Annotated in this window: 16 protein-coding genes; 7 read left to right on the forward strand and 9 right to left on the reverse strand. The window is 49.0% G+C overall.

The annotated features are described in order from the left end of the window. Nucleotides 1-37 precede the first annotated feature (37 nt). Nucleotides 38-1,144, forward strand: a complete 1,107-nt coding sequence (locus tag PSE7367_RS00705; protein ID WP_015163434.1) for a RuBisCO accumulation factor 1 — start codon at nt 38-40, stop codon at nt 1,142-1,144. Nucleotides 1,145-1,154: 10 nt separating this feature from the next. Here PSE7367_RS00705 and hisD read toward each other — a convergent pair whose 3' ends face one another. The 6 genes from hisD to PSE7367_RS00740 form a co-directional block, all read right to left on the reverse strand. After that, on the reverse strand, nt 1,155-2,453 hold the full coding sequence (gene hisD, locus PSE7367_RS00710) for a histidinol dehydrogenase (protein WP_015163435.1): 1,299 nt from the start codon (nt 2,451-2,453) through the stop codon (nt 1,155-1,157). A gap of 134 nt (nt 2,454-2,587) precedes the next feature. Then, nucleotides 2,588-3,931, reverse strand: coding sequence for an SGNH/GDSL hydrolase family protein (locus PSE7367_RS00715; protein ID WP_015163436.1), 1,344 nt, complete (start codon nt 3,929-3,931; stop codon nt 2,588-2,590). Nucleotides 3,932-4,508: 577 nt separating this feature from the next. Continuing rightward, nucleotides 4,509-4,955 (reverse strand): Crp/Fnr family transcriptional regulator, encoded by a 447-nt coding sequence (locus tag PSE7367_RS00725; protein WP_015163437.1) that lies wholly within the window; start codon nt 4,953-4,955, stop codon nt 4,509-4,511. Then, nucleotides 4,945-5,097: a hypothetical protein gene (locus PSE7367_RS21690; RefSeq protein WP_156800317.1), complete on the reverse strand. Its 153-nt coding sequence runs from the start codon at nt 5,095-5,097 to the stop codon at nt 4,945-4,947. Before PSE7367_RS21690 ends, PSE7367_RS00725 begins: the two co-directional genes overlap by 11 nt. 381 nt (nt 5,098-5,478) lie before the next feature. Then, complete coding sequence (locus tag PSE7367_RS00735; RefSeq protein WP_225882669.1) at nt 5,479-8,478, reverse strand: hypothetical protein; 3,000 nt, start codon at nt 8,476-8,478, stop codon at nt 5,479-5,481. 369 nt (nt 8,479-8,847) lie between these two features. Beyond that, the gene (locus PSE7367_RS00740) at nt 8,848-10,359 is read right to left on the reverse strand and encodes a UbiD family decarboxylase (RefSeq protein WP_015163439.1); all 1,512 of its coding nucleotides are present in this window, start codon (nt 10,357-10,359) and stop codon (nt 8,848-8,850) included. A gap of 158 nt (nt 10,360-10,517) precedes the next feature. On the opposite strand from PSE7367_RS00740, the gene PSE7367_RS00745 reads away from it, so the two are divergent. Together PSE7367_RS00745 and PSE7367_RS00750 are read left to right on the forward strand one after the other, a co-directional pair. After that, nucleotides 10,518-10,883 carry a PadR family transcriptional regulator gene (locus PSE7367_RS00745; RefSeq protein ID WP_015163440.1) on the forward strand — a complete coding sequence of 122 codons (366 nt, stop codon included), beginning with the start codon at nt 10,518-10,520 and terminating at the stop codon, nt 10,881-10,883. A 5-nt stretch (nt 10,884-10,888) separates the two neighbouring features. Next, entirely contained in the window at nt 10,889-11,608 is a 720-nt protein-coding gene (locus PSE7367_RS00750) for a hypothetical protein (protein WP_198013430.1), read from the forward strand. A 305-nt stretch (nt 11,609-11,913) separates the two neighbouring features. On the opposite strand, the gene PSE7367_RS00760 is transcribed toward PSE7367_RS00750, so the two are convergent. The 3 genes from PSE7367_RS00760 to PSE7367_RS00770 form a co-directional block, all read right to left on the reverse strand. Beyond that, on the reverse strand, nt 11,914-12,210 hold the full coding sequence (locus tag PSE7367_RS00760) for a hypothetical protein (protein ID WP_015163443.1): 297 nt from the start codon (nt 12,208-12,210) through the stop codon (nt 11,914-11,916). A gap of 43 nt (nt 12,211-12,253) precedes the next feature. Beyond that, nucleotides 12,254-13,441 carry an AbrB family transcriptional regulator gene (locus tag PSE7367_RS00765; protein WP_015163444.1) on the reverse strand — a complete coding sequence of 396 codons (1,188 nt, stop codon included), beginning with the start codon at nt 13,439-13,441 and terminating at the stop codon, nt 12,254-12,256. Between the two features lie 144 nt (nt 13,442-13,585). Continuing rightward, a complete protein-coding gene (locus tag PSE7367_RS00770; RefSeq protein WP_015163445.1) occupies nt 13,586-14,044 on the reverse strand; it encodes a peroxiredoxin in 459 nt (152 codons plus the stop codon). A 591-nt stretch (nt 14,045-14,635) separates the two neighbouring features. Here PSE7367_RS00770 and PSE7367_RS00775 point away from each other — a divergent pair. From PSE7367_RS00775 to PSE7367_RS00790, 4 genes are all read left to right on the forward strand, one after another. Beyond that, nucleotides 14,636-16,516, forward strand: a complete 1,881-nt coding sequence (locus PSE7367_RS00775) for an AMP-dependent synthetase/ligase (protein ID WP_015163446.1) — start codon at nt 14,636-14,638, stop codon at nt 16,514-16,516. 30 nt (nt 16,517-16,546) lie between these two features. Continuing rightward, a complete protein-coding gene (locus tag PSE7367_RS00780; RefSeq protein ID WP_015163447.1) occupies nt 16,547-17,053 on the forward strand; it encodes a YlqD family protein in 507 nt (168 codons plus the stop codon). A gap of 30 nt (nt 17,054-17,083) precedes the next feature. Next, the gene (locus PSE7367_RS00785; RefSeq protein WP_015163448.1) at nt 17,084-18,217 is read left to right on the forward strand and encodes a metallophosphoesterase; all 1,134 of its coding nucleotides are present in this window, start codon (nt 17,084-17,086) and stop codon (nt 18,215-18,217) included. Between the two features lie 216 nt (nt 18,218-18,433). Further along, nucleotides 18,434-19,609, forward strand: a complete 1,176-nt coding sequence (locus PSE7367_RS00790) for a YcjF family protein (protein WP_015163449.1) — start codon at nt 18,434-18,436, stop codon at nt 19,607-19,609. Nucleotides 19,610-19,845 lie beyond the last annotated feature (236 nt).

Raw genomic sequence — 19,845 nt, forward strand, 5'->3', positions numbered from 1 at the left:
GATAGGTTAAAAAGCCAGAACCTTCATCGCCAAACCCATGACCGACAACGCACCCACCGACAACGCACCCAACGGCATCGAAATCGACACCGAAACCCTGATCACCCAACTGCGCCAGAAGCAAGGAACCTGGGTGGATTGGGCGATTGCTTGCCAGCAACTCCAGAAACACGGCCAGAGCGCCCAGCAAATTTTTGAGCAAACCGGCTTCGAGCCGATCCAGCAGAATCAGATTATCGTCGCCGTCCAGGTCTATGCTGGCCTGGTTGAGGACAACGCCTCCGAGCCAACCCTGAATCATTTCAAGCAAAGGGGTAGCGACAGCCTCCATGAGTTAAGGATTTTGAGTAAGCCCGATCGCCTCGCCGTGGCCGAATTGCTGGTCAGTCGTGGCATGGACTCGATCGCCGCCAAGGAAGCCGCCAAAGCGGTCAAAGAAATTCAAATTCTCTCCGAAGCACCCAGCGGATTTACTAGACATCCTGGTGATGCGATCGCCTACCAAGCCTGGAAATCCGCCCAGAATCAACGCGATCCCCAGCAACGGGCTAAGTTTATTTCCAAGGCGCTGCAATTTGCCCACAGTGATACTGCCCGCACCGAGGTGGAAAAACTATTAACCGGCCTGGTCGATCCCACCGTCGCCAAAGCGCCCCGATTGCCGATCTTCCGGCTCGAAGAAAGCGACGAGATGCCCCGCGTCTTGCCCCTGGCGGGTAAGCTGCCCCTAACTGTTGCTGACTTGCAGGCGATCCCCACCGTAGAGACGATCGAACCGTTCAGGATGGTACGCACCTCCGGTGATTTTACCTGGGTGGCACTGCCCGGTTGGCAGGTAGTGCGCCGGGCGATCGATGCGGTGGTAATCCTGGCGGATACGGATACGTTTAAGGAAGCTTCCGGCCAGGAAATTAGAAGCAGTTTCCCTAACCAAGCAGAAGAAATTTTGCTGCTGGTGGATCGAGCCCAAGTTGAGTGGCAGAGCGATCGCTACTATGCGGTGGAAAAAGATGGCAAAATTGCCCTGACCTGGTTTGGCCAAGCACCAACCCAAGAACTATTGGGGCAAGTGTTGTTGATTCTGCGCCAGCCTAGAATTTTAGATGAGGAGCTAGCGGTAGATGTGTGGCAGGTTGATGAGTAGTTTTAAATAACTATTGCTCTTCGACCCGAAACCGGACAGAATCACCGTGGGATGGTAAGCCCTCTGCTTCTGTCAGGGCATCGATCGCCCAGGCTGCATCCTTGAGCGCTGCTGGACTGTAGTGGATAATGCTGGAGCTTTTAATAAAGGTTTCCGCCGTAAGTGCCGAGGCATACCGCGCCGCGCCAGAGGTGGGCAGCGTGTGGTTTGGCCCCGCCAGATAATCACCTACCGCTTCCGGGGTGGAATGCCCCAGAAAGATTGCTCCGGCATGGCGGATTTGCTCCAGCATGTCCCAGGGTTCCGCTACTTCCAGTTCTAAATGTTCCGGTGCAAACTGATTCGATAATTCTGCCGCTTCTTTCAGGCTATCCGCCACGACCACCAGGCCATAGTGGGCGATCGATTTTTCGGTTTGAATCCGGCGTGGATGATTTTCCAGTTGATGGTTAACTTCTTCGACCACCAGACTAGCAAGGCGATTGTCAGTGGTGATTAAGATCGCTGCTGCCAATGAGTCATGCTCCGCCTGAGCTAGCAGATCAGCGGCCACATGGCGTGGGTTAGCCGTATGATCGGCAATCACCAGCACTTCCGATGGCCCCGCCAGTGAATCGATCCCCACATGGCCATAAACCTGTTTTTTCGCCAGGGTGACGTAAATATTGCCAGGGCCGGAAATCACATCTACTTTGGGAATTGTTTCAGTGCCATAGGCCAACGCGGCGATCGCCTGCGCCCCGCCCACCCGATAAATTTCTTCGACCCCGGCCACCTGAGCCGCCACCAGGATCGCGGGATTAACGGATTTTTCTTTGCCCGGTGGGGTCACCATTGCAATCCGCTTCACGCCCGCGACCACCGCTGGCACGGCATTCATAATCACTGTGCTAGGATAGGCCGCTTGCCCCCCTGGCACATAGATCCCAGCCGCATCAACTGGATTGTAGCGTTTGCCCAGCACCACTTCTTTGTCGCCAAATTGCACCCAGCTTTTGGGTACGCGCTGACGGTGGAAATCGAGCACTTGTCGGTGGGCCAATTCGATCGCTTTGAGTAATTCACCGGAAACCTGTTGATAGGCGGCATCCAGCTCTGAGCCACTGACCCTCAGCTCGCTCGCATCAAATTCTTGGCGATCGAACTCCGCTGTGTAATGTAATAGGGCTTTATCCCCCTGGCGGCGAACTGTCTGGACAATTTCACTGACAGTGGCTTCCTTGTGGGTGATTTGGTCGTCATAGATGCGATCGCAGATCCGTTTGAGTTCGGCTTCTGCCTCCGATCGCTGGGTAATAATTCGCAGCATAGTTCAGCGCAGCAATAGCTACTCCTAGCTTAACCTGAATTTATGTGAATGGTGGATAAGAAATAATGCATGAATCAAACTGGTGTAATTGAAATCAAGTTAAATTGTCCTTAACCAGTTCTTAGGCATATATTCTAACGCCTAGTAGCTCTTGGTGTGGGTGCGATCGCAAAAATATCGGCCAGAATGTCATAAATCCGCCGCGCAATCACTTCCTGAGCCGCGGGGGTGAGGTGAATTGGGTCATAGAAAGCCTGTTCATTAAAATCGCTGTAGAGGTCATAAAAGCTGGTCATCCTGGTATTGGGCAGCTCTTTGCTAAATTCACCAGCGTAGATCCAATCAAAGGAGGTCTTAGCCCGATCGCGGTATTCTGAGCCGAGCGCTTCCAAAACTTGCGATTCTGGCGGTGTGAGGGCATTTTCTTTGCCTGTAATTTCCGGCTGCACAATTACTACGGTGGAAATATCACGGGTGATCCTGGCGATCTGCTTGAGGTTATAGCGATAGCGATCGAGTCGGGCATTTAGTTCATCGGCATCGGCCGCCAACTGACTGGCCTGAAACGGCTTGGCTGCGGAAGTCTTCTGGCCAAACCAATGGCGATAGACCTTAACTAAGTAATAGGAATTGAGAAAGTTATCAAAGCGGCGGGAAAGATGCAAATTATTATGGGCGCTGGGGTCTTGCAGCAATTCTTCCACATTCCCCAACTCGCGGGCAACCCGATCGCTAGGCAGCCGCAGATCTTCATACCCATCCACCACCACCACACAATCCGGTGCATAGGCCATAACCTGATGCACTAGCAGTGACAATTCATTGCCAGAGGTATAACCAGGTACCGCTGCCGTAATCACCCGATATGTCCCTTCTTTGATCCGGGGTGGCAACGCTTCCATTTTGGCCACTTCATCGGCAAAATAGGGCATTTCCAGCGGTTTAAATTTTTCCGGTGCATTGGCCTGTTCCTGCAAGCGCCGCGCCATTAGTTCTTCAATCCGGTTAGCCCACAACTCGTTGTTACTTTCAGCCATTTGGCCAAAGGCGGTAGAATTACCCAGCACAAAAATGCGAGTTTCATTGGCAGGCTTTTCAATGGAAATAGGCTGGCGATCGCGGAATCCCTGGGGATTGATTTGCCAATAGTCATTGCTCTGGTCTGGCACCAATTGATAACCCATGATTGGGCTAAACCGCACCCGCAGTTGTCCCGATCGATAGGACTCCTCTAGGCCGGGGTAGGGATTGCCATCCTCATCTTCCAGCTTTAGTTCATAGGCTTGGGCAATATTAATATCTTGCACCGCCCCCAACTGCTCAGCCATGCCAGTCATATTCACAATGCCGCGCGTAGCAAACTCAGCGACCACCAGTAATAGGGGGATGCCGATCAAAATGAACAATAAAATATTTCGTAGCCAGGCCCGTGGCTTAGATCGATAGGAGCCAAAAGAGTACGAGTTGCGACGACGCATGAGCAACAAACCCAAAAAATTCAATGCTTAACCTAGCACATTCAAGCCCCCGAAAGGGTGATTGAGTAAATTTGCTTGTGCTTTCTAATCTAAATTCACTTAATCTGCGGTCTTTTGTCTGTTATTGCTGTAGCACTACTGATATAGCAACTGATATAGCAATAGTAACCTGCGACGAAAATTTAGATCCAAAGTTCCGATCGCTTAGGTGCTTTAGGTGCTTTGGCTGAATATTAGTTTGAGAAAACAAATCACCAAGGTCGCAATCGGGGTTTTGGATGATTCTTGATGATAATAAGCAGGAGATTATGATAACAAGCAGGAGATTACAAATATCGGCCGAACTCAAGTTAAGGATTCTGGTAGTTCCGCACCTGATCGTTATTGTAATTAATATTTAGCCACAGGATCGAGGCTGGTTCAAGATTACTTTGATCAAATCCTTGCTTTTGGCCTACCAAGCAATCAATACCTGTCGCATAGGGTTCAAAAACGCCAAGAACCAAAAACTCCAAAATCAAAAAAAATCTCAACGGCTGATCAAAGACTGTCAAAGACCTACCACCTACCTAGTAACTTAAGACTGTCGGGCGGCTTGTAGCTCATTCAATTGCAAGTTCTGGCTGCGAATCCGGCGTGACAACAGGCGAATAATATTGATCGCAATGCCAGGGGTTTCATCGATCGCCTCATAGAGCTGTTGCTGGGTTAGCACCAAGCATTCACAATTAATTACTGCTGTGATCGAGGCCGATCTTGGCTCCGCATCAAATAAAGACATTTCCCCAAAGCAACTGCCTTTGTCCAAAAGGGCTAAATCTTTTTCGCCAATGTGTACCCGCACCTTGCCAGCCACAATAATATAGAGCGATCGCCCCTCCTGCCCCTCCGCAAAGATGGTTCTGTTGGCAGGATAATAGACTTCGGTCATGATCGAAGCCAGACGCACCAGAAAGTCGTCGCGCAATTCTTTAAAAATAGGCACGCCTCGCACTAACAGGAGGCGATCGAGGCTAGTTAACATCACTCCCCCTCAGCGGAACAGCTTTAACGCTGTTTTCCTTCTGATATCTTACCTTGTCACTAGCTCTGCCATCGGCGATCGTCAAGCCGTCCCCATTGGGGCAGTTGGATCGCAAGCAGGCGGTAGGGGAGGGGTTGGACATTGATTGTCTAAGCTGGGTTAAATTTTATCTAGACATTGCTTTATCTGGGTTGTGTGTCTGGGGGTTTGTCTGGGTTGTGTGTCTGGGGTTGCAAATAAATTACTGGAGATTACCAAAAATCTGGTTTATGGTTGAAGTAATAGAACTTGAACAATCCATGCTAGCTATTGGTGTTTGAGGTGGGCTGTGTCATGACGCTCACAGATATACCTCACAGATATACACAACTAATTTTGCTATTTCGATCACCGATCGGCAACTTGAAAGAGAAAATTTTTAGCTACTGATTCGCTAGAGACATTAGCACATTGTTTTGGCGATCGCCTGCTAAAAAAAATATTTTTGGCTGTCTTTACTGTTATTAAAGCTTAGAACTGACTTTTAGACATCATAGAAACCACCATTTTCACGGAAATAAGTAGCGATCGCCCTGGCCTGAGCGCCAACCAGCTTGTCTCGATCGTTTTCCAGCCTGGGTAGCAACTTGTGCAAAGCCCTCGGTGAAGCCACCTGCAAATATGCCATCACTGCTTCGCGCACAAATCCGGCGGAATGCTCCAAACAGGCCAATACATCGGCGCTATGCAAACTCCACCATTGGGTACGAGCCACATGGAAACAACAGGCCAAAGTCCAATCCGAGAGGCAATAACGCAGCCCCACCAGATAGCGCAGACGTTTGATCCCCGACATTGGTTGATAGGTATAAATTTCTGCCAGGGCACGCAATCGTTCCGCCAGCGGGCGATTATCTACGATCGATAAAATGCACTGCTTGCAACTGAGATCGAAGGTATTATCTAAAATCTCAATTCCCCTGGCCACATTGACCTTAGCCTTGGAACTAAGATTAAACTCTGCGGCCTGGATCGCGGAGGGGGCATAGAGCAATCGCATCAACATAAACATCCGCTTAATACAATCTTGCGCCTCGTCTGCTAGGGCATTACGGAGTAGTTCAGCTTCAGTGGTAGCAATTTGATCCTTAGGCAGGTCTTGAATTCCGGCCAGCATCTCGCCCATGATATAGAGTTCTTGATGCACCATTTTTTCTACGCCACTACGGCCAATTTTATCGATCGTCGCTTCGATCCCAGCTTCAGCAGGAATTTTGATCAGTGCCTTTAAAATCGTGCGGCGGCGAGCACCCCAGCTTTCCACCAGCCGATCGCCAAGCAAAGAGATCGCTGCGGTTGTGCCAATTTTGCCCATAATCTCCCAGGCTCTAAGTCGAATATGGGTCGGGTAATGGGAATCTATACCCAGTTGATCGAGGTAATCCAGGGCATCATCACCCAATTCAATCAGTGCCTCATAGGCTGCCTGTCGGGTTGCCTTGTAATGAAGGCCACGAATCAGCGAGGGATAAAACTCCTCCGCTTTGGTAGCCGCGATCGCCCCCAGCAGAGTGCAACGCACTTCGATCGAGCGATCCTGGAGCAATTGGGGCACATAGAACCGTAGCGATTGTAAATAGGCCGCATCCGCCAACGCCCGACAACCCAAGACACGATCGGATTGATAGGGGCTGGTCAACATCTGCCGTAGGGTATTGGTGGCCTCGGCTACCTGCTCCGGTGTGCCAAACCGCATCATCATCGCTACTGCGGCACTGCGCACCAAGGGGTTCTGGGCTGGTTGTAAATAATTCCGTAACCCCGACACATCCGGCACCGGATCGGCCAACATGCTATATCTCAGGCTCAAGGCTTTCACGTCTGGCGTGGTAGTAGGGGCATAGAGCAACTCCCGCACCGTGGGTAAATATTTCTCCTCCGCTGGTTGCAGCAACATCGCTTCCAGGCTGCGTTTTTGCATCTCTGGGGTCATTTGGGGGAGCAATGGCGAGAGGATTTCCCCCACCATCTCTGGGGCTACCTGGGTGAGCAATTCCACATATTGATCGCTGGCGGATTCCGCCCTGGTCAATGATTCGGAAACAGCGCGGCGGACTTCCTTGGCATCGACATTCACCAGGCTGAGCTGGCCCCGCTCCACATTTTGAATCAATAATTCCGTATAACCCTGTCGCAGCAACAAAATTACCACCAACCAGGCCAGTGCCAGGGTAATAATCACGATCGCAAAGGATCTGGCAATCGTGCTTTCGCCATACCCCATAAATCGATCGAACAATTGGGTCATACCCCAGATAAACAATCCCGCCCCACCCGTAGACAGAGGGTCAGCGATCCCCCGCACCTGGGATTGCACCCGCGATCGAAACTGTTCTGGCACTGGCTGGAACAATACTGGCGCAGTGGTAGCCACGATCGTGAATCGGAATAGCTCATCAAAGAACTTAACCGCCACAAACCCCCACAGCAACATTGAAGTAAATCCGGTAAAAGCGCCAGTGGCAGCGATCGCAATCGGCGGCATCATTACCGCGATGAATAATCCAATTCGCTCAATGATTCGGCTGGAGCCAAATAACTGCAAACAAAGCTTAAAAATGCCCAGAATACCGCCAAAGATCCCCACAAACTGGGCGATCGCAATTTCTGTGCTGTAGGTGGCATTGAGCTGGGAATAGAACTGATAATCGATCAGGAAAAATAAGATCTGGGCGGCAATGAAGAAAATAAATAGCAGTGCTTTGTAATTGCGGATATTGCCCTTCAGCCGCATGGCCGACAGTTCGCTTTCCGCGTCCGGCGTATAGACTGAATTGGGAAAAGCCTGCCGATAGCGTTGCGAGACATAAAACAAAATCACCGCACCCAGCATCAACATTACAAACGAGGCCAGCGCCACATTACTAATGCCGATCGCCCTGATGATGAATGGCAACGAAAAGCCACTAATGATCTCAGCCACAATAATGCCCGTACTCACCAGCGGAAATGCCCGCTTGACTTCACGGATATTAAATAGCTGGTTGGCGGCAATGTCATTGTTAACATTACTGAGGGTATAGATCGCTTCCACCCACAGGCGCATCGCAAACACAGTGGTGGCATAGACGGCAGTACCCTTTAGCCCCAATCCATACCAAAATCCGAGCAAAGGCAGCGCCAGCAATACCGACACGGTCAACATCACAATCCGCAATGGCAAATGTCGTTGCAACCAGGAATAGAACACGCCCAGGGTAGTAACGATCCCAGCCGTGGCCATATATACCAGGGTGAGCGCCTGCACCGAATATTCACCCAAGAACAAAGCGGCACTGGTGGCCTCCAGCCAGATCGCGCCGATCGAAATGGAGGCATAGAACAGAAACATCAACAGGGTGCGTTCTGCCTCTTCTGGGCGTAAATTCACCCACCTGAGGATACGGCGGGCAAGTGGATTGAGTTGTTTACGAGGCTGGGTGGGGGATACCGCAATCATATTTTGGCGCTGGGGATAGGCGATCTGCCGTATGTTACTACACAAGTCAAATCGACGGGAGTGCTGCAGGAGTGTTAAGCAAAACTCGATCGCTGCTGCTGTCCTCAGCAAGTCCGTAACGAGGTGGCAATATTATTTTTCAGATTGATATATAACCGCGATCGTCTTTCTACCAGGCGATCGACTTGGGAAAAGCATGATCATCTCCACCACAATCCAGTGATTTGAGTTGGTTATTGATAGTTATTGCGATCGCAACCGATGATTTCGTGCGCCAGCCTTAAGTATAAAAAAAATCTATTTGAAAATCTATTCAAGCTTTATTTATTGATATGCTTGATGCCCTATTGCCTATTATCCACCCTAATCAAGCGCAATGATATTTGAGTGATGCGACTAAATAGCTTAAATAGTCTAAATATCGTAGCCAAATAAATTCGGATCAACCTCACCCAATTTAATATCACCGAGGCCATATTCCGCCCAGCGTGAATCGCACAGCTTAGAGGTTTTTGGATCACTCTCCAACACATCGCCCCACTCATGCTCGGTTTCCGGCGGGATCTTGGTGGTGGCATCGATCCCCATTCGACCGCCGAGGCCAATCTTTTCACTGGCAAAATCTAGGGAGTCAAACGGCGTGCTGGGCAGAATAAACACATCCCGCACCGGATCAACTTTTGAAGACAGCGCCCACACTACTTGTCTTGGATCTCTAATGTTTATACCTTCATCCACCACGATCACAAATTTGGTGTAGGTGAACTGGGGCAGAGCCGACCAGAACGCCAACGCCGCCCGTCGCGCCTGACCGGGATAGGCTTTTTTAATCGAAATAATCGCCGCCTTGTAACTGAGCGCCTCCATCGGCAAAAAGAAATCGGTAATTTCCGAAACTTGCTGACGCAGGATCGGCGTATAGATCCGATTCAGGGCGATCGCAATCATCGCTTCTTCCTTGGGTGGCCGACCGCTGAAGGTGGTTAAATAGACCGGATCTTGACGGTGCGTAATGCACTGGAACCTGACTAACGGAGAGTCTTCGATTCCGCCGTAATAGCCCATGTGATCGCCAAAGGGCCCATCGGGTAGGTATTCACTGGGATCGATCGTCCCCTCCAGGATCATTTCCGCCTGGGCTGGCACATCAATGTCGATCGTTTTGCATTTGGTGAGCTGAACGCCCTCGCCACCATAGAGTCCGGCAAAAATCCATTCTGATAAATCTACGGGAATCGGCGTGGCTGCCGCCATGATCAACAGCGGATCGATCCCCAGGGCGATCGCAATTTCCAGCTTTTTGTCCATCTCCTTCGCCTTACGCAAATGCCGCGCCCCACCCCGCACCGAGAGCCAATGGACGGTCATGGTGTTTTTCGATTGCTGTTGAAGCCGATAGACGCTGACATTGGGGATGCCATTTTCGGGGTCTTTGGTGATCACCAGGCCAAGCGTAATCACCCGACCGGCATCCTTTGGCCAGGGGCGGATCAGCGGCAGCAGGTTTAAATCCACCGCATCGCCTTCAAGCACCACTTCCTGACAGGGCGCAGTACCAAATAATTGTTTCTGGGGGCGACCCTTAACCACGTCGAACAGGATCTTGCCAAAATCGATCGCCTGAGAGATTTTCTTGGGCGGCTTGGGGCTTTGCAGCTTGCCCAGTTTTTCGCCCAGCGCTTCCAGCTCCATCTGGTCTTCCATGTCCATTGCCCAGCAAACCCGCTCCACTGTGCCCATCAGGTTCACCGCCACGGGGATGCTCGCTCCTTTCACGTTCTCGAATAGCAGCGCCGGCCCTCCTGCCCGTAACATTCTGTCGCTAATTTCGGCGATCTCCAGGTCGGGATCAACCTCGGCGGTGATTTTGCGGAGTTGACCGCGTTGTTCAAGCAGGTTCAAAAAGGAGCGCAGATCGCGGGGCATGGATTTTAATTGTTAAGTTATGTTGCTTTTCTATTTTAGTGGGTGGTGGCGGCTTGTGGGCGATCAAAATGAATTTTGGTCAGTATCAGCAAGATGCTCTTGTAAGGTGATAAATGTGTGGTATAGTCAATTTATACCTATACCAATCATATTTCACAATGGCTAAACAAAAGAAGAAGCCAGACAATCCTGATCCTATGGCAATAACGCAAGCAGAAGAACTTGTGCTGTCTACATTACGCTATGGTAGAGAATTCTATGGGTTAGCAATCTGTGAAGCTGTAAAGCAAGCTAGTGGTGGTTCACGGACAATTGGCCTAAGTAGAGTTTACTCTGTGCTTAAAAGGCTTGAGGAGAAGGGCTATGTAACATCAAGGTGGGGAGACGAGGCACCCTCCGAGCTAACTGGTGCGCGTCGGCGCTATTACAAGATAACTGGTGCTGGTTCAAATGCCTTAGATATTAAGGAAGCTTATTTGAAAGGATTGGGAACATTTGAGCCCGTGCTTAGGGGGGCGACATGATTGAGATGACCAACACAGAATGCGAATTGCTTCTATCAGAGGCTTTCAGTAAATTTATGGGTAGAGGCAAAGAAATTTCTAAAGATAATAATGGTTTAATCCCCATCGAAGAAGTTTTTAAGGATTTACACGAGTTTGTGAAGTCAATTCTGAGGATTTTCTTATTGAAAGAATTTCTTTCAGAAAAGCAAGTATTTGTCTTGTATATTTTTAGACTTGCACTATACAGAAATGAATTTGTTGGTTTATCAGCGCTTCCTCTATTTCTTTACGGAATTGAGGCTAGGCTAAATGAATTAAAGATTCAAGCCCAATTGCTTCCCTTCGTAATTGATTGCTTTTTTAAACTTATTTACTTGGATAGTTTTTTCGCTTCAAAGCAAAGGAGACTGCTTGCATCCTGCAAAGAACTTATCGGTAAATTTGCTGGACACAAGTCTTTTGGAAAATCATTGCCTGTGAATGAGAGTAAATTGTCCGAGAACATGTTAAGAAAGCAGGCAATGGTAATTGTTTGGTTCTCTAATCATCTTCGGGTAATGGCTCCAGAAGAATGGAGCAGCACTCAAACTCAAAGTGAGATGTTTGACATTGAAGAAAAGATGTATAAAAACGCAGAGCGGCACCCCAGTTATATTGTCTCTTCAACTCTCATTCTTGATTTATTGTCAATAGCATTCAAGGTATTAGCAAAACGAGTAGTTACAGCCAAAAGAATTTTGTAATTTTTGAGAATTTTCTGCTGAGACCCCAATAAATATGTTTGTATTTAAAAAGAAAAAGCCTGATAAGCCATTAACAAAAGCAAAATACTTATCCAAACATGGATTGTCACTAATAGTTGAGGACGGAGAAATATTTTTCGGATTACGGTGTGATCAAAAAGCTGCTACTAACTTTCTAAAGTGGTTTATCCCAATAATTCTATCTCTAGCTGGTCTGGCTCATGTGTTAAATGCTCAACCTTCTACACAGAAAACCTTACCCCCGCAAGAGACCAGACTAGAGCAGAGACAATGAGAGATGGTAACTACTCAGCCGATGGGGTAACCTCAACAGCAACGATCTCACAAGTCGTATTCCTGAAAACCAAACTAGACCCCAGATCCCGCGCTTGCCCCACGCCAGTGCAACCCTCCTTCACCACATACACCAACCCGATCTCATCCGCCACATACCGATCCGCCCCGACCCGTTCCAGCTCATACCGCGCCCCCTCGACGATCGGCGGTTGCGCCCGAATATACAGCCGCCACATCTGCGAAAACAGATAGATAAACAGGAAAAAAGCGACCAGATTAAACAGCGTATCAAAAATAGTCTTCACCGCAGCAGGTAGCCCGACCCTACCAATCTAGCACCTGCGCCAACTACACTGCATCCCGTGCCTGCTCGTTCTTGGAAAGCAGCGAAGTCGTAATCCAGGGACTCAGCAAAATAACCATCAACATCCGCGTCATCTGCATCGCCATCACCAGGCCGCTATCTCCTCCAAGCTCCACCACCGTCGCCAGCATCGCCGTCGTCCCACCAGGACTCGAACCCAGCAACGCCGTCATCGTATCCACATGGGTCACCTGATGGAAGCCATAGCCGATCGCCACGCAGATTAAAATCAACGCCACTACTAAAAATGTCTCCAGCACGATCGCCTTAAAAATCTTACGGAGCGTCTGCAAATGAAACTTCAGGCCGATCGACAAGCCCACCAACAGCAGGCCGATCGTAAACGCTAGCGGCGGCATCTCCAGGTCATAGGGCAACAGCCACAGCCCCGCCAAACCAGCCAGAAATGAGCCAGTAAACAACGAAGACGGCAGTTTTAACTTTTTACCCGCCCATACGCCCAATAACCCCAGGATCGCCAGGGTCAACACATTGATCGCCGCCGTGAGGATCGAAGCATCATGGATCGGCACGATCGCTGACTTCGCAATTTCTGCCGCGATCGCCGCATCATGGGCAAAAAACGTACCCACGATCATCGGCAGGATCGCCGACACCAGCAGCACCCGCAGATATTGCAGCATCGTTACCGCCACCGCATCCGCGCCCATCTCCTCGCTCATCGCCGCAAAGCTGAAACTTGCACCAGGAAACGAGCCTAATAAGCTAGTAACGCGATCGATGCCAGTCCACTTCCACAGCAAATAACCATTCCCCAGGCTCAGTGCACCCGTAACCACGATACACAGCAACAATGGGATCGCATATTGACTGGCCGAAGCCACCGTCTCCCAGGTAAAGCGCATTGCCGTCGCCAACCCTACGATCGCCTGTCCTGTAATTCCCAACAGTGCTGGTAGCTTGGGCGTATCAGTCGAAAGCAGCGCTAAACCAATCCCCGCCACCATTGGCCCCAACAGCCAACCAACCGGAACACCAATGCTGGAAAAAATAAAACCAATCAGCGAGGCGATCGCTAATATCCCAGCGATCCGCAGCCCCTCAGCCATTAGCTGCGGTGAATTTTGCCAAAGAGTCAGACTAAGCTGCCCAATCCGTTGTGTTGGTGTGGTTGGCTCAGCAATAGTAATTGCGATCGCTTCTTCGCTCACAGGTCTCCAGCGCGATTAACTCAAATATCATGAATACTTGAATTATTGTAGCTAAGCGATCGACCCGCCTGAATCAACCCTCAGCCAGAGGAATCCTTTCATAATTGGCTAATAATGCTGATAATTTAGCTTAGAGTACCCTTATTAACCAACACCCTTCAGCTTACGCAGCTCCACCAACAGCTCACTATCCTCGCGCTTGAAAACTGGCAAAAATTCAATGTACTTGAAACGCACAATGCCTTCAATATCAATAATAAAATAAGCGCGTTTGCTGCCAAATAAACCAGCCACACCATATTGACGGCTCACTTCCCGGTTACGATCGCTCAGCAATGGAAACTGCAAGCCCAGCTTTTTGGAAAATTCAATGTGCTTTTCGATCGGGTCGGTGCTGATCCCCAGAATTTCTGCGCCCAACTCCCGGAATTTAGTCCAATCATCGGCAAAACACTGCATCTCACTGGTACAAACAGGCGAAAAGTCACCGGGATAAAAGGCAAGCAACACATTGGTTTTGCCCCTATAGCTACTCAGGGTGATTTCACCGCGATCGCTAGGCAGGGTAAAGTCTGGGGCTGGGGTTCCGATTTCAGCGGGCATGGGTTAAGACTTGAAGGTTTAATAGTTGAATGTTTAGATTAGATTGCTCAGACACTATCATAGCAACGCTTTAGCAAAGTGGATTGATATTTTGCTCCCCTAACCATAAGCGATAACTATTGGCGGCAATGCCAGCGATCGTCTATATGTGAATTATAAGCAGATTGTCTAGCAGGGCAAAACTAACTAGTTAGCGATCGCCTCTTTGCAAACTTATAAGCCCAAATGTATAGGCTGATTTTAAAACTGGCACAAGTACATAGCTCTAATTGAAAAACTACAGCCATACTTACATTATGGTCATTCTGGTAGGACAGCCTATGGTCAAACATCTGCCGCGATCGTTGTGATACTTGGCTACACCAATCGCTCAAAGTCTTGAAAAAGTTTTGAAATGAAGTAATTAAAGCTGATTAAGAAGATTGCCCCGACCACACAAATATATTGGGAATAGCAGATTTAGGCTACCCCTATTAATTCCTACCAGTATTTCAAGTATTTATTGATTTACAAAAGTCGAGAGCTAAGCAAACTATCTTGCAACTCCAGCCCAAGCCGTAAATTCTGGTTGAATACCCCAAGCAAAGAAAAATGACAATTACCCAAAACCCAAAACCACTCGATCATAGTGAAGCCAATAACCTGTGGCAGGTGTGGCAAAAGACCGTTGCCGTCTATCCTGACATCATTGCCTTACATGATCCCCACGCCAAGCCAGAAGTTAAGTTGACCTATCAAGAAACCTTTAGCCTAATCAATCAATTTGGAGCGGGGTTGCGATCGCTTGGGGTCAAAGCAGGCGATAAGGTGGCCTTGATCGCGGACAATTCTTCGCGGTGGTTGATTGCCGATCAGGGCATTTTGGCGATCGGGGCGGCCAATGCTACTCGCAGCTCTCAGGCAGAACGGACTGAATTGCTTTACATTGTCGAACATAGTGATAGCACTGCGCTGGTGGTGGAAAATTTAGCCACGCTGCAAAAACTACAGCCAGATCTGCAAGATTTACCAATTAAGCTAATTGTTTTGCTCAGTGATGAGGAACCACCGGAGGGCGCATACAACTATCAGCAGGTATGCGATCGCGGTGTTGATAAAGATCTCGGCGATCCCCAAATCACCCGTGATACCCTGGCCACCCTGATTTATACCTCTGGTACTTCTGGCAAACCCAAAGGGGTGATGCTCACCCACGGCAATATTTTGACCCAGGTTAGGGGTGGTACGGCGATGGTAAAACCTTTTCCTGGCGATCGGATTCTGTCAATTTTACCCACCTGGCATAGCTATGAACGTTCCTGTGAATATTTCCTTTTCTCCCAGGGTGTAACTCAGATCTATACTAATTTGCGCAAGATCAAAAATGACCTGGCTACTTTCAAGCCTCAATATATGTTGGCAGTGCCTAGATTGTGGGAGAGCATTTATGAGGGGATTCAGCGTAAATTTGATGCCGAATCAGCCACCAAACGCAAGTTGATTAATTTCCTGCTCAATGCCAGTAATACCTACATCAAGGCACGACGGGTGGTAAATGGGTTGAGTTTAACTGGGGGCAATCAACTTAAGGCCAGGCTAACCATGTTTGCCTATGCACCGCTCTATTGGCTGGCGAAAAAGCTGGTATTTGATAAAATCCGCGCCGGAATTGGTGGTGAGTTTAAATATATTTGCAGTGGCGGTGGTGCGTTGCAGCCCCATTTGGAGTTGTTCTACGAGGCAGCCCAGATTGAGATTCTGGTGGGCTATGGCCTGACCGAAACTTCACCAATGGTGACGGCAAGGCGACCAGAGCGGAATTTGCGTACTACTTCTGGGATTCCGTTGCCCGATGCGGAAATCAAGATTGTCGATCCCGAAACCAAGGAAGCCTTTCCACCGGGCAAGCGTGGTTTGGTGATGGCCAGAGGCCCAATGATCATGCAGGGTTATTACAAAAACCCGGAAGCGACTAATAAGGCGATCGATGCGGATGGTTGGTTTAATACGGGTGATCTTGGCTTTTTGACTCACAAAAACGACCTGACGATCACTGGTCGCGCCAAAGACACAATTGTGCTTTCCAATGGCGAGAACATCGAACCACTCTCGATCGAGGATGCCTGTTCCAGCAGTACATATATTGACCAGATTATGCTAGTTGGCCAGGATCAACGGCAACTGGGCGCATTGATTGTACCCAACCTCAAGGCTTTGGAAGTTGATGGGCTGCTACCGGCTGACTCAGAATTGGCTGAGTCGATCGATTTACTCAATCAAGACAAAATTCGCAATGTGTTTCGCAGTGAGCTAACCCGTAAAGTCCAGGATCGCCCTGGCCAAAGCATCAACGATCGAATTGGCCCATTTGAATTTCTGCCCGAACCATTTGACATCAGCAATGGTATGATGACCCAGACTTTTAAAGTGAAGCGCAATGTGGTGACGGAGCGCTACCGCGATCTTATTGACCAAATGTTTACCAAAGCCTAGACACAGTTAGAGGAAGAAGATAATCGACTTATGGGTTCTATAGACTTTGAAAATCAACTTTTGCTGAAGCGCACCGCGAATATTAAGGTAATTGTAACGGCACGCTGGAAGGACGAAATGCAACAACAACTACAGTTGCAAATTGGTCAGTCCGATACTCAATTGCAACAGCTTGATGCTCAGGCGCAGCGTGTGATCGCCGAAATTGAGCGCCAAAGTGTGCAACCCCCTGGACCAGAAGTGACCAGAGAAATTGAGTCGATTCGCACCCAGGCGAATAATCAAAAGGCACAGTTGCTAGAGCGCAAGAATCAATTTTTACAACAGCTCAACCAGGTGCAAGTATTAGAGCTAGAACAGGAAGTTAGTCAGGGGCAGATCGACAGCTTTTTCCCGATCGCCCAGGGTGATAATTTAATCGCCGAAATGTATGTGGAAATGGTTTTGCGCGATGGTGTGGTCGAAGAAATTCGCAAGGGATTTCCCAAGGTAGTGCAACCTGCACCCCAACAACAGGATATGTCAATGGGCGGCTAGCGGTTAAGAGGATAGAGGATAAAAGTTGCTATGCTACCGCGATCGGCAGATCTGATCTATAACCTGATGATGCTGGTAGCCAATTGGGTGTTGCTGTATTTGGGATCGCGGCTGGCACGGTGGCGCACCTCGCGGCTGTGGCTCCTGGGCTTTGCCATTTTTGGATCAACCTTGCTGGCAGGTTTGGGGGCGATCGCTGCTAAGTTAATTGCCCTCCGCCTTGATCAGCACTTGTTTGGTATGGCACGGTTGTTTTCCTACGCGCTATTTATACATGGCGTGATTTTTTTTGCGGCGATCGCGGTAATTGCCATGTGGGGAGGCCGTCGTAGCCGTACCCGCCGTCATCGCTTTGATGGTAGCCGCAAATTGGCGATCGCTTCTTTTTTAATCGCCCTTACGCTGGCCTTGGTGGGTGCTTATGCGTTTTTGATTGAGCCCTACTGGTTGGCTGTTTCGCGGCATCAAATTGTTTCATCTAAAATCACTGCCCCGATCAGGGTTTTGGTGATTGCGGATTTACAAACCGATGTGTGGAGTAATTATGAGCGCAAGGCGCTATTAACGGCTCAGGCTCAAAATGCCGATTTGATCCTGTGGGCGGGGGATTATATCCAGGCCGATTCAACTGAGTTTTTAGCACTTAGTACCAAAATTAATAATTTTTTGCAGGCGATCGAGCTAAATGCACCCCTGGGCAACTATGCGGTACAGGGCAACATTGATTATGACAATTGGCCCCAAATTTTCTTCGATCTGCCGATCCAAACCATCACCACTACGCAAACCATTGAATTACCAGGGCTATGTTTAACGGGATTAGCCTGGCGTGATTCCTTTAGCACCAAACAGCAAGTGGCTGGCTGTGGCGATCGCTTTCATATTGTGCTGGGTCATGCGCCGGATTATGCCCTGGGCGAAATCGATGCAGATCTTATGCTGGCTGGACATACCCACGGCGGTCAGGTGAGATTGCCCTTTTTTGGGGCGCTGATGACAGCCTCAAAGATACCGAGAGCATGGGTAGCGGGATTAACTAATCTACCGGACGATCGCGCCCTCTTGGTTTCGCGTGGCGTAGGAATGGAGCGGGGCTATGCACCCAGGGTTAGATTTCTCTGCCGCCCTGAGCTGGTGGTAATCGATTTACTGCCTGCGGCTTAACTGAAGTCTAATTGATGGCAATGGGCGATCGTCTTATGATCGTTACTCGGTTGCGATCTTAGATTGGCTAAGATTGAATTTAAGATTGAATTATTGACTTACTTGAATTCAAGTTTTCTAAAACTTGCTAAAACTTTCTACAACCACGATCGCTCAATTCTAATTTGATTTTTAATTTAATGAACCAATAGCAACCAATAGCAACAAACAGGTCTAATGAGTGATGATGATTTTTCCCTGGCAGACATTATCAAGCTAATCGAAACCGCATCCACACAGGCAGAGGCAGATATGGGGCAGTGCAACATCCTGGTAATTGGTAAAACCGGCGTGGGCAAAAGTACACTGGTGAATGCCATTTTCAGAGAAGAGCTAACCGAGACAGGAACCGGCAGGCCAATCACCCAGCATATTCGCCAATATTACAAAGATGGTTATCCAGTCACGATTTATGATACGCCTGGCCTGGAGCTATCACCACAGCAAATGGAGCAAACCCAATTAGATGTTTCCCATCTGATCGATGAATTGCGCCTGGAAAGTGCCGATCGCCACATTCATGTGATCTGGTATTGCCTCAATCATGAATCAGGACGAATCGAGGACGTGGAAGCAGACTGGTTACAATTGCTATCCGAGATCAAGGATGTGCCGACGGTTTTGGTGCTGACTCAAACCCTGACCCGCAAACAAAGTGAGTTTCAAACCTATTTAAAAAGCCGCAACCTACCTGTAAACCAGATTGTGCCATTGTTGGCCAAATCCAAGCTTATTAATGATGAGTATGAGGTCAAAGCCCACGGCCTCGATCGATTGGTGGAAGTAACCCTGGCGCGATTGCCAGAAGAGGCTAAAAAAGCATTTGTGCGGGAGCAGATCACCAATATTAAGCTCAAGGCCAATACGGCGCTTAAGTATGTGGGCGGCTATGTGACAGGTGCAGCAGGAGTGGGTGCCTCGCCGATCCCTTTCTCCGATGCGATCGCCCTGGTTCCTTTGCAAGCGGCAATGTTAGCTAATATCAATGTGATTTTTGGGCTCCAGTTCGATCGCGCTGTGATGGCGACAATTCTATCGGGGATTGGTGGTACGGCAGGGGTTACGTTTGCTGGCCGGGCGATCGTCGCTAATTTGCTCAAACTAATTCCGGCTGCGGGTACAGTGGCAGGGGCGGCAATTTCCTCCACTACGGCGGCGGCGCTGACCTTTGCGATGGGGTTGGCTTACATTGAATTACTAAAAAAAGTAGCCAGAGCCAAACTAGCCGGTCGGCAAATATCCAATGAACAATTGCGCGATACGTTTGCGGACTTGTATGGCAAGTATGCCCGTTCTGGCAGGCGCAATCTCGACCAAGAAGAGGATGACTGGGGTGATGATTGGGAGTTTTAGAGTTTCAGCGTTTTAGACCTTGGTCATGGTGCTTTTCGGCGATCGCTATTTTACCAAGAGGTCCTTTGAGCCTGACTATGGTAGAGCGCTTGCTCGGAAACCATTACAACCCTGGTTAGAGCAAATCCTTTCGAGCGCCTGGAGGCATAATGTAATTGGGGTAACGATCGCAATTATTTTAATCAAAAGTATTCAACAATACTTGAATATTAGCAGGCAGCAAGAATATTAATCTT

This window comes from Pseudanabaena sp. PCC 7367 (assembly GCF_000317065.1).
Classification (GTDB): domain Bacteria; phylum Cyanobacteriota; class Cyanobacteriia; order Pseudanabaenales; family Pseudanabaenaceae; genus Thalassoporum; species Thalassoporum mexicanum.